General features: G+C 70.9%; 17 protein-coding genes. 6 read left to right on the top strand and 11 right to left on the bottom strand.

Translation table 11 applies throughout. The features are described from left to right. Positions 1 to 30: 30 nt before the first annotated feature. The 3 genes from FS769_RS08730 to FS769_RS08720 all read right to left on the bottom strand — a co-directional run bounded on the left by FS769_RS08730 (position 31) and on the right by FS769_RS08720 (position 2449). A complete protein-coding gene (locus tag FS769_RS08730) occupies positions 31 to 1092 on the bottom strand; it encodes a polyprenyl synthetase family protein (RefSeq protein ID WP_396652415.1) in 1062 nt (353 codons plus the stop codon). 64 nt (positions 1093 to 1156) lie between these two features. Further along, positions 1157 to 1819 (bottom strand): class I SAM-dependent methyltransferase, encoded by a 663-nt coding sequence (locus FS769_RS08725; protein ID WP_230705186.1) that lies wholly within the window; start codon positions 1817 to 1819, stop codon positions 1157 to 1159. A gap of 66 nt (positions 1820 to 1885) precedes the next feature. Further along, positions 1886 to 2449 carry a DUF402 domain-containing protein gene (locus tag FS769_RS08720; protein WP_144832490.1) on the bottom strand — a complete coding sequence of 188 codons (564 nt, stop codon included), beginning with the start codon at positions 2447 to 2449 and terminating at the stop codon, positions 1886 to 1888. Positions 2450 to 2723: 274 nt separating this feature from the next. Between FS769_RS08720 and FS769_RS08715 the strand changes: the two genes are divergently transcribed. Beyond that, positions 2724 to 3938 carry an isochorismate synthase MenF gene (locus tag FS769_RS08715; protein ID WP_144833107.1) on the top strand — a complete coding sequence of 405 codons (1215 nt, stop codon included), beginning with the start codon at positions 2724 to 2726 and terminating at the stop codon, positions 3936 to 3938. Between the two features lies 1 nt (position 3939). Here the strand turns inward: FS769_RS08715 and FS769_RS08710 are convergent, their stop codons facing one another. Genes FS769_RS08710 through FS769_RS08700 form a run of 3 tightly spaced genes read right to left on the bottom strand, consistent with a single transcriptional unit; the run spans position 3940 to position 7095 of the window. Beyond that, entirely contained in the window at positions 3940 to 4797 is an 858-nt protein-coding gene (locus tag FS769_RS08710; RefSeq protein ID WP_144832487.1) for a PPK2 family polyphosphate kinase, read from the bottom strand. A gap of 54 nt (positions 4798 to 4851) precedes the next feature. Continuing rightward, positions 4852 to 6645, bottom strand: a complete 1794-nt coding sequence (gene menD, locus FS769_RS08705) for a 2-succinyl-5-enolpyruvyl-6-hydroxy-3-cyclohexene-1-carboxylic-acid synthase (protein ID WP_144832484.1) — start codon at positions 6643 to 6645, stop codon at positions 4852 to 4854. Between the two features lie 3 nt (positions 6646 to 6648). After that, complete coding sequence (locus FS769_RS08700; protein WP_144832481.1) at positions 6649 to 7095, bottom strand: PLDc N-terminal domain-containing protein; 447 nt, start codon at positions 7093 to 7095, stop codon at positions 6649 to 6651. A gap of 107 nt (positions 7096 to 7202) precedes the next feature. On the opposite strand from FS769_RS08700, the gene FS769_RS08695 reads away from it, so the two are divergent. Then, complete coding sequence (locus FS769_RS08695; protein WP_144832479.1) at positions 7203 to 7520, top strand: DUF4229 domain-containing protein; 318 nt, start codon at positions 7203 to 7205, stop codon at positions 7518 to 7520. 3 nt (positions 7521 to 7523) lie between these two features. On the opposite strand, the gene FS769_RS08690 is transcribed toward FS769_RS08695, so the two are convergent. The 3 genes from FS769_RS08690 to FS769_RS08680 are packed head-to-tail and all read right to left on the bottom strand — an operon-like array spanning position 7524 to position 10589. Continuing rightward, positions 7524 to 8498, bottom strand: coding sequence for a 1,4-dihydroxy-2-naphthoate polyprenyltransferase (locus FS769_RS08690; protein WP_144832476.1), 975 nt, complete (start codon positions 8496 to 8498; stop codon positions 7524 to 7526). An 11-nt stretch (positions 8499 to 8509) separates the two neighbouring features. Next, positions 8510 to 9670, bottom strand: coding sequence for an AMP-binding protein (locus FS769_RS08685; RefSeq protein WP_144832473.1), 1161 nt, complete (start codon positions 9668 to 9670; stop codon positions 8510 to 8512). A 16-nt stretch (positions 9671 to 9686) separates the two neighbouring features. Next, positions 9687 to 10589, bottom strand: a complete 903-nt coding sequence (locus tag FS769_RS08680) for a 1,4-dihydroxy-2-naphthoyl-CoA synthase (protein ID WP_144832470.1) — start codon at positions 10587 to 10589, stop codon at positions 9687 to 9689. Between the two features lie 189 nt (positions 10590 to 10778). Between FS769_RS08680 and FS769_RS08675 the strand changes: the two genes are divergently transcribed. Then, entirely contained in the window at positions 10779 to 11900 is a 1122-nt protein-coding gene (locus FS769_RS08675) for a Fic family protein (protein WP_144832467.1), read from the top strand. A 73-nt stretch (positions 11901 to 11973) separates the two neighbouring features. Further along, positions 11974 to 12153, top strand: a complete 180-nt coding sequence (locus FS769_RS08670; RefSeq protein WP_144832464.1) for a hypothetical protein — start codon at positions 11974 to 11976, stop codon at positions 12151 to 12153. A 40-nt stretch (positions 12154 to 12193) separates the two neighbouring features. Here the strand turns inward: FS769_RS08670 and FS769_RS08665 are convergent, their stop codons facing one another. Beyond that, positions 12194 to 12991 (bottom strand): LLM class F420-dependent oxidoreductase, encoded by a 798-nt coding sequence (locus FS769_RS08665; protein ID WP_144832461.1) that lies wholly within the window; start codon positions 12989 to 12991, stop codon positions 12194 to 12196. A 93-nt stretch (positions 12992 to 13084) separates the two neighbouring features. Here FS769_RS08665 and FS769_RS08660 point away from each other — a divergent pair, with 93 nt between their 5' ends. Both FS769_RS08660 and FS769_RS08655 read left to right on the top strand, forming a co-directional pair. Further along, positions 13085 to 13264: a hypothetical protein gene (locus tag FS769_RS08660; RefSeq protein ID WP_144832457.1), complete on the top strand. Its 180-nt coding sequence runs from the start codon at positions 13085 to 13087 to the stop codon at positions 13262 to 13264. A gap of 16 nt (positions 13265 to 13280) precedes the next feature. After that, entirely contained in the window at positions 13281 to 14282 is a 1002-nt protein-coding gene (locus tag FS769_RS08655; protein ID WP_144832454.1) for an o-succinylbenzoate synthase, read from the top strand. Here FS769_RS08655 and FS769_RS08650 read toward each other — a convergent pair. After that, positions 14269 to 14895 carry a TetR/AcrR family transcriptional regulator gene (locus FS769_RS08650; protein ID WP_144832451.1) on the bottom strand — a complete coding sequence of 209 codons (627 nt, stop codon included), beginning with the start codon at positions 14893 to 14895 and terminating at the stop codon, positions 14269 to 14271. The two genes, FS769_RS08655 and FS769_RS08650, sit on opposite strands and share 14 nt — an antisense overlap. Between the last annotated feature and the right edge of the window lie 78 nt (positions 14896 to 14973).

Raw genomic sequence — 14973 nt, 5'->3', positions numbered from 1 at the left:
CTCGATCGCGATCGGGGGGGGTGGAAAGGGTCAGGCCGAGCGGTCGGCCACGGCGCGGGCGAAGCGCGTCAGCGCCTCGCGCACAGCGCCGTCGGGAAGCGGCGCAAGGGCGTCGATCGCCTCTTGCGACCACTGGTGCGCGAGGCTCAGGGTCTCGTGCGTGGTCTCGTGGTCGCGCAGCTCGGCGAGCGGCGCGTCGAGGATCGACGGGTCGGCGCCGGCGGCGATGCGCTCCTGCCCCTCGTCGATGCGCGCGCGCAGATCGGCGGATGCCGTGTCGGAGCGGTGACCGAGAAGCAGGTAGGGCATGGTCGGCACGCCCGCGCGCAGGTCGGTGCCGGGTACCTTGCCCGTCTCGGACGGGTCGGGCGAGAGGTCGATCACGTCGTCGAGCAACTGGAAGGCGACACCCGCCTTCTCGCCGAAGACGACCATCGGCTCTTCGAACTCCTCGGGAGCCCCCGAGTAGATGACACCCGACTGCGCGGCCGCGGCGATCAGCGAACCGGTCTTGTCGGCGAGCACCTTGAGGTAGAAGTCGACGGGCTCGTCGCCCTCCTGCGGGCCCACGGTCTCGTGCATCTGCCCGAGCACGAGGCGCTCGAACGTGTCGGCCTGCAGCTGGATCGCGCGCTCCCCGCGGCGGGCCATCAGCTGGCTCGCGCGGGCGAAGAGCAGGTCGCCGGTGAGGATGGCGATGTTGTTGCCCCAGACCGTCTGCGCGCTGGGGACGCCGCGGCGCTTGTCGGCGCCGTCCATGACGTCGTCGTGGTAGAGCGAACCGAGGTGCGTGAGCTCGAGCGCCGTGGCGACCTCGACGACCTCTTTCGTCGTACCCTGACCGAGCTGCGCGGTGAGGATCGCGAGCATGGGCCGCACGCGCTTGCCGCCGGCCTCGTAGAGGTAGCGGGCGGTGACGTCGGCGAGCTTGTCGGCGCTGCGCACCTCGCCCTCGAGCTCGCTCTCGACCCGGGCGAGCCCCGCCTCGACGGTGCTGAGGAGGGTGCGCGAACGCAGGCCTGCGAAGATGCGGTCGCTCAGGCCCATCTTGCCGGACAGGCGCGAGCCTGCCGCGTGCGGTCTCGGGGTCACGGTTTCAGCCTATCCTGGCGCGGTCGCGGGCCGTCGCGGGTATCTCGACGGCTTGACAGTGGGCTCACACGCCCGGGTTGATCCCGCGGTGCAGGGCCACGATGCCGAACGTGAGGTTGCGGTAGGCCACCTCGTCCCATCCCGCGTCGCGCATCCACTGCGCGAGCGTCGGCTGGTTCGGCCAGTCGCGGATCGACTCGTTGAGGTAGTCGTAGGCCTCGGCGTTCGAGCTCACGGCCTTGGCCACGACGGGCAGCACCCGGCCGTTGTAGAAGCGGTACAGGCTGTTGAAGGCGCGCGACTGCGGGTGCGAGAACTCGCACACGACGATGCGCCCGCCGGGGCGGGTGACGCGGCGGAGTTCCCGCAGCGCGCGACGGGGGTCGTTGACGTTGCGCAGACCGAACGACATCGTCACCGCGTCGAACTCGCCGTCGGCGAACGGCAGGTCGGTGGCATCCGCCTGCACGAACTCGAGGTTCGGGACGTCGCCGTGGCGGCGTCGCCCCTCGGCGATCATGCCCTTGGAGAAGTCGGCCGCGACCACGTGCGCCCCGCTCGGCACGAACGCCATCGACGAGGTGCCGGTGCCCGCGGCGAGGTCGAGGATGCGCTCCCCCCGCTGCGGCGCGACGGCGCGCAGGGTCGCGACGCGCCAGAAGCGGTCGTTGCCGAGGCTCAGCACCGAATTGGTGCGGTCGTAGGCTGCCGCCACCTGGTCGAACATGCCGCTGACGCGCTGCGGGTCTTTACCGAGGTCGGCGCGGTTGGGGTCGCTGCTCACCCGTCGAGTCTAGGCGGGCTCCACCGCGTCGTCGCCGGGGCTTGCCAGAGCCGCGAGCCGGTGCAGCCACGGCCCGGTGACCTCGTCGTTGAACGGCGCCTCGCGCTCGCGCACGCGGCGCTCGAGGTCGCTCGCGGTGGCGTCGAGGTGCTGCACGATGTCGCTGGGGTAGCCGTAGCGCACGCGGTGCTCGTCCCACTCGTCGCGGTCGTCGATCCACGTGCCCCGCTCGTCGGTACGGCGCACCACGTCGAGGTCCATGTCGATGCCGCGGGGCACCCCGTCGTCGTGCCAGCGGATGTCCCACGCCAGGTCGATGTACACCGCGACCGGGTGGGGGTCGGCGTTGTGCGTGAACGCCCAGTCGCCGCTCGCGGGCACGAGGGTCACGTTGGGCTGACGGCACACGAACTCCGCGCCCGGGCGGGCGCTGCGCCACCCGACCTGCTGGCCGAACCACTCGCCCCAGGCGTCGGAGCCGAGGTACACGCTGTCCTGCACCCAGTGCGGGGAGCCGTCCCATTTGCGCCACTCGAACATCAGCCGGGTGCCGGGTGCGGGTCGAGGATTCATGTTCGGAGTCTAAAACGCGCTCCGACGGGGGTCGGCGCATCCCCATCCCGACACAACGCAGGAATTCCGAGGCGCTCTCCTCGCCCGGGAGCAGCCTGGACCGCCCGCCGGGACGATTCCCCTGCGTCGTGCACGCCCCGTCGCTTCGACGCCGTAGCATCCGGATGCCGTGCACCTCCGGGCCGGCGAGTGCGGGTCTACGCTGGCAGGCGTGCCGGAACCCGCGGATGACGTCGTGCCGCGCCTGCGCGTGGTCACGCGCGAGCTGCCCCCCATGGACGACGTGCTCGCCTACACCACCCCTTACGACCCGCTGTTCTGGAGCCGTCGCGGGGAGTCGCTCGCGGCCTTCGGCGACCTGCTGACCCTGCGCTACACGGGCGCGCAGCCGGGCGATGCCACGATCTCGGAGCGCTGGCGCGCGATCGCCGCGGCCGCCGAGGTCGACGATCCGGTGCAGCTGCCCGGTTCGGGTCTGGTGGCGTTCGGATCGTTCGTCTTCGACCCCGAGTCCGAGCGCGAGAACGTGCTGCGCGTGCCCGGCATGATCGTCGGCCGCCATAGCGGACGGGCGTGGGTCACGCGGCTCGCCTTCGACGACACCCCCGACGAGCCCGAGCCCGAGCTGCCTCCGCGCTCGCCCTTCGGTCCGCACTGGTCGGCGACGCTGGGCCCGGGCCGCCAGACGGCGGAGAAGTATCAGGATGCCGTGCGCCAGGCAATCGAGGCGATCGGCCGGCGCGAGGTGGGAAAGGTCGTGCTCGCCCGCGACATCACGGGCACGATCCCGGCGGGTTCCGACCTGCGCCGGCTCGTGCGGTCGCTGCTCGAGGGCTATCCCGACTGCTGGGTCTTCGCGGTCGACGGACTCATCGGGGCGAGCCCCGAGACGCTGGTGACGGTGTCGAACGGGACGGTCTCGGCGCGGGTGCTCGCGGGGACGGTCGCGCGCGGCGGCGACGCCGACGCCGACGTGGCGGCGGCCATCGGCCTCACCCGCAGCACCAAAGACCAGGACGAGCACCGCTTCGCCGTGCAGAGCGTGCTCAAGGCGCTCGGTCCGCACACCTCGTCGCTCGCGGCCGAGGATCAGCCGTTCACGCTGAAGCTGCCGAACGTGTGGCATCTCGCCACCGACGTCGAGGGCGTGCTGAGCGAAGACGCCTCTTCACTCGACCTGCTCGGGGTGCTCCACCCCACGGCCGCGGTGGCGGGGACACCGACTCCCGCGGCGATGGACGTCATCCGCCGGCTCGAGCCCTTCGACCGGGGCCGCTACGCCGGCGCGGTCGGGTGGACGGCCGCCTCGGGCGACGGCGAGTGGGCGATCGCGTTGCGCTGTGCGCAGATCGATCGGTCCGCCCCCTCCTCGCCGACCGCACCGATCACGGCCTACGCCGGCGCCGGAATCGTGGCCGACAGCGTGCCCGAGTCGGAGCTGCTCGAGACGCGGGTGAAGTTCCGCCCGATCGTCGAGGCGCTCGCCTGAGTCAGGACTCTGCGAGCCGCTTCTTCTCCGCTTCGACGTCGTAGTCGGCCGCGGGCCACTGCGGGTTGATCTGCTCGAGGGCGTCGATGAGCAGGCGCTGCACCGCGAGGCGGGCGTACCACTTGCGATCGGCGGGAACCACGTGCCAGGGCGCCAGGGGCGTCGACGTGCGCTCGATCGCCACCTGGTAGGCGTCCATGTACGAGTCCCACAGTTCGCGCTCGTCGACGTCGCCCGGGTTGTACTTCCAGTGCTTGTCGGGGCGGTCGAGCCGTTCGGCGAGGCGCTCGCGCTGCTCGTCCTTCGAGATGTGCAGCATGACCTTGACCACGCGGATGCCCATCTCGGCGGCCTGCGCCTCGAACGCCACGATCGCGCCGTAGCGCCGCTCGATCTCGTCGGCGGGGGCGAGCGAGCGCACCCGGCCGATGAGCACGTCCTCGTAGTGCGAGCGGTCGAAAACGCCGATACGCCCGGCATCCGGGAGCCTCTTCTCGATGCGCCAGAGGAAGTCGTGCGCGAGCTCTTCGGCGGTCGGCTTCTTGAACGAGGCGAGCTCCACCCCCTGCGGGTCGACGGCCCCCACGACGTGACGGACGATGCCGCCCTTGCCCGCGGTGTCCATCGCCTGCAGCACGAGCAGCACCGATCCGGTCGCCGTGCCCGCGACGCTCTGCGCGAAGAGGCGCTCCTGCAGAGCCTCGAGCGGGGCGCGACCGGCCTCGAGGTCCGCCTTCCCGTCGTCCTTGTCGCCGTCGTATCCCGGGGTCGAACGGGGGTCGACGTCGGCGAGGCGGAACCCGGGCTCGACGCTCAGGGCGGCGGCGGCGGGCGTGGACCAGCGGTTCTTCGAGCTCATGGGGTCATGCTGCCGCGGCATCCGGGATCATCGCCACCCGTTGACGGAGCGGACTCAGCGCGGAAGGGGGACCTCGATCAGCTGCCGACCACCGGTGGGGGCGGTGAGCACCTGGTCGAGCGCGACGCGCGTGGTGCAACGGTGGTACTCCCAGCCGAACGCGAGGGCGAGCTGCTCGAGGCGTGCGGTGTGCGGGGTGTACTGCACGCGCGTCATGGCGTCGTCGCCTGCGACCGAGGCGACCTCGAGTCCGTCGAAGATCGTGCCGCCGCCGTCGTTGCCGACCACGACCTGCAGGCGCGGCTCGTGCTCGCCGGGGGGAAGCATCAGCGCGCCCATGTCGTGGAGGAAGGCGAGATCGCCGAGCAGCAGACGGGTGACGCCGGGCCGATCGTCGACCTGGCTCGCGAGGGCGATCCCGGTCGCGGTCGCGATGGTGCCGTCGATGCCCGCAAGCCCCCGGTTGGAGTGCACGGCGACCTTCTTGCCGCCCAGCAGTTCGTCGGCGACGCGCACGATGCGCGACGACCCGAAGACGAGCCGGTCGTGCGGCCAGCTCGCGCGCCAGAGGGCATCGACGAGAGCGGCGCGGTCGATGGGGGCGCGCATCACCTCGACCTCGGCGTTCAGGGCGCCCAGACGCTCGTGCGGCACGGCCGAGGCGAGGCCGTCGGCGTCGGGGGCGGGCGGAGACAGATCCACCAGGTGCGCGCGCGAGGCGCGCATCCACGCCCCGAGCCACTCGCGATCGGGGGCCCCGTCGCCCACGCGCACCGCGTCGACCGCGACCGTCGACCCGTTGAGGTTGATGGGTTCACCCGGTCCGCGCACGGCGAGCACCTCGGCGTCGTCGCGCATGAGCAGACGCGTCACCTGGCGGCTGAGGGTGGGCCGACCGAACACCACGACGCGTTCGATGCGTCCGCCGAGCTCGGGGTCGTCGAGCAGCGCGCGGTAGCCGTGCACGATCTGGCGGCCGAAACGCGCGCCGCTGACGATCTCCGCGACCAACGGGAAGCCGCCGTCGTGGGCGAACTGCTCGGCGGCCGCTCCGGCGTCGGCGCCGGCGACGACGATCGTGCGCAGCCCGAGTTCGACGGGGTGCGGGCCTTCGGCGTCGGGCGCGACATCGGCTTCACCGATGCCCCCGCCGCCCTGGTACAGGGCACCGGATCCGTCGTCCTCGCCGGACTCGTCGGCCGCGACGGCTTCGGCGATGATCCCGGATGCCGCCCGCTCCGCCAGCCATGACGGAGACGCCCCCGCGAGGGGTTCGCGGAAGGGGACGTTCAGGTGCACGGGCCCGGCCGCGCGGGAGCCCTCGCCGAGGGCCGCCGCGAGCGTGTCGGCGGCGACCGCGTCGAGGGCGATGCTCTGCTCGCTCGACCCGTCGTCGTCGACGAGCTCGGGCACGGCCAGATCGGCCTCGAAGCGCACGGCGGACCGGAAGAGACCGGGCTGACGGGTGGTCTGGTTGGCCCCGACGCCGCGGAGCTCAGGCGGGCGATCGGCGGTGAGCAGCACGAGCGGCACCCCCGCGTGGTGGGCCTCCAGCACGGCGGGCACCAGGTTGGCCACCGCGGTGCCCGAGGTGCAGACGACCGCGGCGGGGATCCCGGTCTCACGGCCGATGCCGAGGGCGGTGAAGCCGGCGACGCGTTCGTCGATGCGCACGTGCAGCTCGATCAGGCCGGCGCGCTCGAGGTCGGCGGCGACGAGGGCCAGGGCCTGCGAGCGCGAGCCCGGGCTGACCACGACGTGGCGCACGCCACGCGAGACGAGACCGGCGAGCAGGGCCGCCGCGGCATCGGTGGCGGGCGCGGCGGAACGCACGGTGTCGGAGACCACGGTTCAGCCGACGGCGCCGCGCTGACCGCGGGTGTCGTCGTCGCCGGTTCCGGGGGTGCCGGGGGCTCCGGAGCCCTTCTCGGGCGTCTCGCCCTGACCGGTCGCCTTCTGGGGCGGAGCCGGGTCGTCGGCCTCGGAGTCGAGCTGCGCCAGCTCCTCTTCGAGACGGCGGATGCGCTCGTCCTGCTCGGCACGGGCCGAGGCGGTCATGCGGCCGAGGAACTCGGGGTCGTCGTCGGGGGCACGTCGCACCACGGTGTTCGTCGCACGTCCGCGGCCGATCAGGAACCAGAGGATGCCGCCGAGGACGGGGAGCAGGATGACGATCGCCAGCCACGCGGGCTTGTTCACACCGCGGTGGCGGGACGGATTCTGCACGGCGCAATCCACGATCGTGTAGACCCAGAAGACGGTCGCCACGAGCGCCAAGATGAGAAGCAACCGTGCCATGACCCGAGTCTACGTGCGTCGGCTGGACAGCGGCCCGGAGTCGGCGGTCCACTTCACCGTCGAACCACCCGGACTCGGGCGCCGACCCTCCGCCGTAGAATCGAAGGATGCGTGCTCGTTCGGCCCTCGTCTACACGGTCCTGCGACTCCTCGCATTCCTCGTGCCCCTCGGCATCCTGCTGCTGTTCCCGGTGTTCCAGGAACTGCCGTGGCTCGCGGCGATCTTCGCCGCCCTGATCGGCTTCAGCCTGTCGCTGCTGTTCCTGCGCCGCCCGCTCGACAAGGTCACCGGGGGTCTCGCTGAGCGTCGCGCCCAGCGCACCGCCACGGGCCGCCGCTCCGGAGCCGAGAGCGACGCCGACGCCGAAGACGCGGTCGTCGACGCGGCCCGCCCCGACGACGAGCCTCGCGCCGACCTCCGCTGAGCTTCAGCCCGCCACGAACGCCCAGAACAGCAGAGCGCCGTACGCGACCGAGGTGAAGCTCGTGACCTGCAGCGCGGTGATCAGCTCGCGCGGGGTCCGGTAGGTCCAGACGATGAGGATCGCCGCAAGTCCGCCCAACAGCGCGATGAGCGTGAGCCACGCGACCGGGTAGAACACGGCGAGAAACACCGCGATCCCGAACGGGATCAGCACGAACAGCGTGAAGAGCACCTGCGTCGCGCGGCGCCCGATGAGCACCGACAGCGTGCGCTTTCCCGCGAGGCGGTCCTGGTCGATGTCGCGCAGGTTGTTGGCGAGCAGCACCGCGCAGGCGAGGAGTCCCGCGGCCACCGCCCCGAACCAGGCCTCCTGCGGGAGCGACAGCACCTGCAGCCAGGTCGTGCCGAGGGTGGCGACCAGGCCGAAGAAGACGAAGACGAAGATCTCGCCCATCGCGTTGTAACCGTAGGGGCGCTTTCCGCCGGTGTAGAACCACGCCGCGACGATGCACAGCGCTCCGACGAGGATGAGCCACCACTGACCCGTGCGGATCACGAGGGCGAGACCGATGACCGCGGCGAGCGCGAAGAACCCCAGCGCGACGACGAGCACCGTCCGCGGCTTCGCCTTCTTGCCCCCGGTCAGGCGTCCCGGGCCCACGCGCACGTCGTCGGTGCCGCGGATGCCGTCGGAGTAGTCGTTGGCGTAGTTGACGCCGATCTGCAGCGCGAAGGCGACGGCGAGGCACGCGAGGGCGATCACCCAATGCAGCTGATCGTCGACCAGCGTCGCAGCGCCCGTCCCGATCAGCACCGGGGTGATGGCCAGCGGCAACGTGCGCAGGCGAGCGGCGGCGATCCAGTCGCGCGCGGTCGCTTTGGCGACGGCCTGCGGAGCGCCGCTCTTCGGCTTCTGCGGATTGCCGCCGGGATGACGCTTCTTGGCGGTGTTCGAACGCTTACGAGAGGGAGCTGCCACGGAGGGTCATCCTAATCCCGCGCGCCGGTCGCGCCGGTCTCGGCCAGTCGCCGCAGGGCCGCACGGTCGGGCTTTCCGGAGGTGAGAGTCGGCAGTTCGTCGACCGCGATGACCCGTGCCGGACGAGCCGGCGCGCCCACCGCCTCGCCGACCGCCCGGCGCACGCGTTCGAGCACCTCGCTCTCGTCGACGACGGAGAGCCCGGGGATCACCACGGCGGATCCCTGGCCCCAGGTGGCATCCGGGATCGGAACCACCACGGCGGATTCGAGACCCCGGATGCCGCGCACCGCGGCCTCCACGCGATCGAGCGACACGTTGACCCCGCCCGAGACGATGACGTTGTCGAGGCGTCCCGTCACCTGCAGCACCCCGTCGACGATCTCTCCCCCGTCGCCGGTGCGGTACCAGCGGGTGCCGTCGGCCTCGACGGGGAAGACGGAGGCCGTGCGCGCCGGGTCGTCGAGATAGCCATCGGCGAGAGTGGGGCCCGACAACTGCACCTCGCCCGCGACGATGCGCATGCCGACGCCGTCGAGCGGGACGCCGTCGTAGACGCACCCGCCGCTGGTCTCGCTCGAGCCGTAGGTGCGCACGATCCGCGCCCCGACCTCTGCGGCGCGCTCCCGCACCGCGGGGGCGAGCGCCTGGCCACCGATGAGGATCGCCTCGAACGACCGCAGCGCCTGGGCGACCGTGTCGTCATGCTCGGCGGCGTCGAGCAACCGCTGCAGTTGGGCGGGGACGAGTGAGGTGTAGGTCGGAACCCGCGCACCGTCGAGGTGCGAGGCCATGCCGAGGGCCGCCGCCGCGAACGGCTCGGCGCGGAAGGGCCCCGCCACCACGGCGGGCTCGCGATCGGCGAGCAGCGCGCGCACGATCACCTGCACCCCCGCGACGTAGGTCGCCGGCACCGCGAGCAGCCAGGCCCCCTCGCCGAGGCGCGCGGCCGTGGCATACGCGCTGCTGATCAGGGCGTTGCGCGAGATCACCACCGACTTCGGCACGCCCGTCGAACCCGACGTGGTCACCACCGCGGCCGTGCCCGCGGGGGCTTCGCGCGGCGCCGCGTCTCCCCCGAGGGCAACGGCGGGACCTGCGCCGAGCACGGCTGAGCGCAGCGCGCGGAGCACGTCGCGGGGATCCCCGGATGCCGGCGGCTCGAGCCTCACGCGTGCGACCCGGCGCTCAGTAGTGCCACGGCACGTCGGACCAGTCGGGGTCGCGCTTCTCGAGGAACGAGTCGCGCCCCTCGGCCGCTTCGTCGGTGCCGTACGCCAGGCGCGTGGCTTCGCCGGCGAACAGCTGCTGGCCCACGAGTCCGTCGTCGACCGCATTGAAGGCGTACTTGAGCATGCGGATCGCGGTGGGCGACTTCGTCAGGATCGTGCGCGCCATCGAGAGGGCTTCGCGCTCGAGCTCGGCGTGCGGCACGACGCGGTTGACCGCGCCCATCTCGTACGCGCGCTCGGCGGAGTACTCCTCGGCGAGGAAGAAGATCTCGCGGGCGAACTTCTGGCCGATCTGCCGCGCGAAGTAGGCCGAGCCGTAGCCGGCGTCGAACGAGCCGACATCGGCATCCGTCTGCTTGAAACGACCGTGCTCGGCGCTCGCGATCGACAGGTCGCACACGACGTTGAGCGAGTGCCCGCCGCCGGCCGCCCAGCCCGGGACGACGGCGATGACGACCTTCGGCATGAAGCGGATCAACCGCTGCACCTCGAGGATGTGCAGGCGACCCGCGCGACCCGGATCGTGCACCGTGGTCTCGTCGGTGGAGTACTTGTAGCCGTCGCGACCGCGGATGCGCTGGTCGCCGCCGGAGCAGAACGCCCAGCCGCCGTCTTTCGGACTCGGGCCGTTGCCGGTGAGCAGCACGACGCCGATGCGGTGGTCCTGCCGCGCGATGTCGAGGGCGCGGTACAGCTCGTCGACCGTGTGCGGGCGGAAGGCGTTGCGCACCTCGGGTCGATCGAAGGCGATGCGCGCGACCCGGCCGTCGTGCGTGACGTGGGCGGTGATGTCGGTGTAGTCCTCGGCGCCGGGCGCCAGGGTCCATTCCGCGGGGTCGAAGAGCTCGGAGACGGTCACCCGTTCAGCCTACGCGCGGGCGTTCCACGCACCGGCGGCACGCAACCCGAGCGCGGCGTCCCGAGCAAGTTCTTTACAGCTCGCATGCAAATTGTGCGAAGGTAGACACGCGAGAATTTCACCTAGATACGGCCCATTTTGTCTTCAAGATGCAAATAGTTCTCTCCGCTACCGCAAAACAGGAGCAGCGTGCCAGGCAAGTACACCATCCCGAGACTCGATTTCGGCTCCGATCTCGTCGCGACGCTGTTCGAGATCGAGAGACTGCGCGCGGACATCGGAACGGGCGACACGCCTTACGACACGTACGTCGAGCTGCACCGCCTCTTCGATTTTGTGATGAGCGTGGTGTCGGCTCGTATCGAGGGTAATCACACCACCGTCTACGAGGCCATTGAACGGACCGACTCTCAGTCGGATCCCCAGCGCGAGATCACGAACATCGCCGCGGCGGTGCGCTTCATCGATGAGCTCGACGCGCACACTCCACTGACCCACGCCCTCGTGCGGGAACTCCACCAGCGCGTCGTTGCTGATCTCGTCCGTGAGGGCGACCCCACTCCCGGCGCGTACCGCGATGTCGAGGTCGGGATCGTCGAGTCGGACCACAGGCCTCCCAGCTGGGTCACGGTTCACGCGGAGATGAGCGCCCTCCTCGACTTCGCCAACGAGGATCGTCCGCTGCACGAGCAGATGCTCCAGATCGCCATCGCCCACCACCGCTTCGTGTGGATTCACCCTTTCCGCAACGGGAACGGGCGCGTCTCACGCCTCTTCACCTACGCGATGCTGCGCAAGACCGTCTTCGCGACGCGGGGTTACAGCGCGCTCAATCCGACCGCGGTGTTCGGGAACGACCGGGACTCGTACATCTCGGCGCTCGAGGCCGCCGACGACCTCTCGGACGTCGGCACGATCGCGTGGGCGGAGTACTTCGTCACGGGCATCCGCGATGACATCGCGAGGCTCGTGGACTTGCAACAGCATGCGTTCGTCATCGATCAGGTCGTCGCCCCGGCTCTCGATGGTCTCCGACGGGACGGGTTGGTATCGAGCCAGGAGCATGATGCGCTGCGCATCGCGCTGGAACGGGGCGTCATCAAGTCGGGTGATCTGGAAGACGTCGTCCCGGGCTCTCCCTCATATCGCTCACGGTTCATACGAGGACTACGGGAACGACACTTTCTCCAGCAAGCGGAGGAGGGCCCGCGCTTCTACAGACTGTCCTTGGCTCGAGGCCCCATCGCTCTTCGGCTCATCCGTCGGCTCGATGTATTGGGATACCTCCCCCGAATGCTCGCCGACGACTGACGCCGAGGCACGTTGTGCTCGACGTGTCCGTCCGCCGTCGGTAACCTGGACGACCCCGACGATCGGAGTCAGCATGACGAAGAAGGTGTCGATCCTGGGCCGCATCCGCGAATACTTCGTCGGAGCGCCCTCGCATGACCAGTCCGAAGACGCGCGGCGCTCGATGAACCATCAGAGCGAGACCGCGTACTACGCCGGCGAAGCCGCGAAGACCTGGACGGGCACGTCCGGCGGCGCACAGTTCAAGCCGTGAGTGCAGGCGGCGCCCCGAACGGATCGGGGCGCCGCACCGCTCACGCGTTCTTGCCGTCGCGCCAGTGCAGCCAGCGCTCGACGAGCGAGTAGTCCCACTCGGGGCCCGAGAAGCCGAGCGTGAAAAGGCGGGTCCCGGCGTCGAAGAGGGCGTCGGCCACGTCTTCGTCGCGGTCCTTGAGCTCGTTCGAGACGACCAGACCCGACAGGTCGCGCTGCTCGGTCTCGGCCCAGCGCTCGATGACCTCGAACTTGTGCGGCAGCTCGTCGGGCGTGACGAAGCTGTGCCAAATGTCGGCGTGACGTGCGACCATGCGCAGCGTCTTCTGCTCGCCCTTGCCGCCGATCATCACGGGGATCTTGCGGGTGGGCGCGGGGTTGAGCTTGCCCCAGCGGTCGACGACGCGGTCGAGGTCGGCGGCGAGCGCGTTCAGCCTGGAACCGGCCGTGCCGAAGTCGTAGCCGTACTCGTCGTAGTCGCGCTGGAACCAGCCCGAACCCGTGCCGAAGATGAAGCGGCCGGTGTCGCCGCCCTTCTTGCTGATGTGGTCGACGGTACGGGCCATGTCGGCCTGCAGGTCGGCGTTGCGATAGCTGTTGCAGTTGACGAGGGCGCCGAACTCGACGCGCTCGGTCTGCTCGGCCCAGGCCGACAGCATCGTCCACGCCTCGAAGTGCTCGCCGTCGGGGTCTCCGTAGAGCGGGAAGAAATGGTCCCAGTTGAACAGGACGTCGACGCCCATCTCTTCGAGACGGAAGACGGCGTCGCGGATGTCGGAGTACTGCACGTGCTGCGGCTGGATCTGCACACCGAGCCGGACGGGGGTATCGAAGAGCATGGCGTCAGCCTATGCCCGCCCTCCGACACCGGGGCGGGTGGATTCCCCGCGCCGAGGCACGTACCGTGGAGAGGCCAGACGATCGGAGTCATCATGACGAAGAAGATGTCGAGGCTCGCGCGAGTGCGCGATTACGTGTTCGGCCCGCGACGCACGCACGAGCAGTCGGAGGCCGCGAAGGAGTCGCTCGAGTCGACCCCCGACCTGTCCTCGTACACGGTTGAACGTCAGACGTTCTGGTTCGGCGGGTTCGGCGGCGGCGGACCGCGCTGAGCGGCAGGATGAGGGCATGAGCACCGTCGCCCTCCCCCCTCTCGCCGACGTCCTCGCCACGGCGCGGGTCGTCGCCCTCCCCCTGGCCGCGCGGTTCCGCGGAGTCGAGACGCGCGAAGCCCTCGTCTTCGAGGGTCCCGAGGGCTGGACGGAGTTCTCGCCCTTCGTCGAGTACGCCGACGCCGAGGCCGCGACCTGGCTGGCGGGGGCGATCGACTACGGATGGCGCGCGTCGCCGGCACCCGTGCGCGACGCGGTCGGGGTGAACGCCACGATGCCCGCCGTCGCGGCATCCGAGGTCGCGCGGATCCTCGCGAGGTTCGACGGATGCCGCACGGTCAAGGTCAAGGTCGCCGAGCCCGGTCAGCACCTCGCCGATGACGTCGAACGGGTGCGTGCGGTGCGCGAGGCGCTGGGCCCCGAGGGCCGCGTGCGGGTCGATGCGAACGCGGCGTGGACCGTCGACGAGGCCGAGCGCGCGGTGCACGCGCTCGCGGAGTTCGACCTCGAGTACGTGGAACAGCCCTGCGCCGAGGTCGACGAGCTCGCGCAGCTGCGCGAGCGCATTGCCTACCTCGACATCCCGATCGCCGCCGACGAGAGCGTGCGCAAGGCGGCCGACCCCCTGCGGGTCGCGCGCTCGGGCGCAGCCGATCTGCTGGTCGTCAAGGCGCAGCCGCTGGGCGGAGTGCACGCCGCGCGCGAGATCGTGGCGCAGGCGGGGCTTCCGGTGGTCGTCTCGAGCGCCCTCGACACCTCGATCGGCCTGTCGATGGGGGTCGCGCTCGCGGCATCGCTGCCCGAGCTCGACTACGACTGCGGTCTCGCGACCGCCTCGCTCTTCACCGCCGACGTGGTGGCGTCTCCGCTGCGCGCCGCGGGCGGATTCCTGTCGCTCGAGCGACCGCGACCGACCGGCGCCGAGCTCGACCGGGTCGCCGCGGCCGACGATCGCCGCGACTGGTGGATCGAGCGCCTGCGTCGCTGCTACGCGCTGCTCGAGGTCACTCGAGGATGAGGCGCACGAGCTGTTCGAGCCGGGCGCCGAGGGCGGCGCGCGTGGCCGCGGGAGTCTGACGCGTCATCAGCGCCGTCTCGGCCGTCGACACCCACGCCGACAGCAGTAGCTCGGTCGCCGTCTCGGCCGAGACCCGCAGCGACAGCCCGCGCACCTGCGCGATGTCGGTGACCAATTGGGTGACGCTCTCGCCCAGGGCCCGGTTGAGGGCGAGGTAGGCCTCGGCGAACTCGGGGTTGCGCAGTGCCTGCACGCGGATCTCCGCGCCCAGCAGCACGTCGAGCCGGTCGTCGCCGGTCACCTCGAGCACCTGCTGCACGAGCTGCAGCACCTCGCCCGTGGCATCCAGCCCCCGATCCTCGATCGAGGTGACCCGCTCGCGCACGGCGGCGACGGTGGTCTCGGCCGACCGGGCGCAGAGGGCGAGGAACAGCTCCTCCTTCGAGCCGAAGTTCGAGTAGAAGGCTCCGCGCGTGAATCCGGCGCGCTCGCAGATGGCCTCGACCGATGCGGCCTCGATGCCGATCTCGGCGAACATCTCGGCGGCGGCGTCCATCAGGCGCGTGCGCGTGTTCTCGCGACGGCGTGACGGTGCGGGGGCGGTGTCGGTCATCCGCGTCCTCCTGTTTCTGGGGGGAGATTCAGCTTCGAGCCCTCCCCTGACGACTACGATACATTGATGTATCCGATA

Origin of the sequence: Microbacterium sp. BH-3-3-3 (assembly GCF_007679045.1) — a bacterium.
Lineage (GTDB): Bacteria > Actinomycetota > Actinomycetes > Actinomycetales > Microbacteriaceae > Microbacterium > Microbacterium algihabitans.
The sequence above is the reverse complement of the archived record's forward strand: the minus strand, read 5'-3'. Positions and strand labels throughout refer to the sequence as shown.

Bases quoted from the DNA above. Each gene is read 5' to 3' on its own strand.
- FS769_RS08725 (WP_230705186.1), bottom strand. From the start codon at position 1,819: ATGTTCGACCAGGTGGCGGCAGCCTACGACCGCACCAATTCGGTGCTG.
- FS769_RS08720 (WP_144832490.1), bottom strand. From the start codon at position 2,449: ATGAATCCTCGACCCGCACCCGGCACCCGGCTGATGTTCGAGTGGCGC.
- FS769_RS08715 (WP_144833107.1), top strand. From the start codon at position 2,724: ATGGACGACGTGCTCGCCTACACCACCCCTTACGACCCGCTGTTCTGG.
- FS769_RS08710 (WP_144832487.1), bottom strand. From the start codon at position 4,797: ATGAGCTCGAAGAACCGCTGGTCCACGCCCGCCGCCGCCGCCCTGAGC.
- FS769_RS08700 (WP_144832481.1), bottom strand. From the start codon at position 7,095: ATGGCACGGTTGCTTCTCATCTTGGCGCTCGTGGCGACCGTCTTCTGG.
- FS769_RS08695 (WP_144832479.1), top strand. From the start codon at position 7,203: ATGCGTGCTCGTTCGGCCCTCGTCTACACGGTCCTGCGACTCCTCGCA.
- FS769_RS08670 (WP_144832464.1), top strand. From the start codon at position 11,974: ATGACGAAGAAGGTGTCGATCCTGGGCCGCATCCGCGAATACTTCGTC.
- FS769_RS08665 (WP_144832461.1), bottom strand. From the start codon at position 12,991: ATGCTCTTCGATACCCCCGTCCGGCTCGGTGTGCAGATCCAGCCGCAG.
- FS769_RS08660 (WP_144832457.1), top strand. From the start codon at position 13,085: ATGACGAAGAAGATGTCGAGGCTCGCGCGAGTGCGCGATTACGTGTTC.
- FS769_RS08655 (WP_144832454.1), top strand. From the start codon at position 13,281: ATGAGCACCGTCGCCCTCCCCCCTCTCGCCGACGTCCTCGCCACGGCG.
- FS769_RS08650 (WP_144832451.1), bottom strand. From the start codon at position 14,895: ATGACCGACACCGCCCCCGCACCGTCACGCCGTCGCGAGAACACGCGC.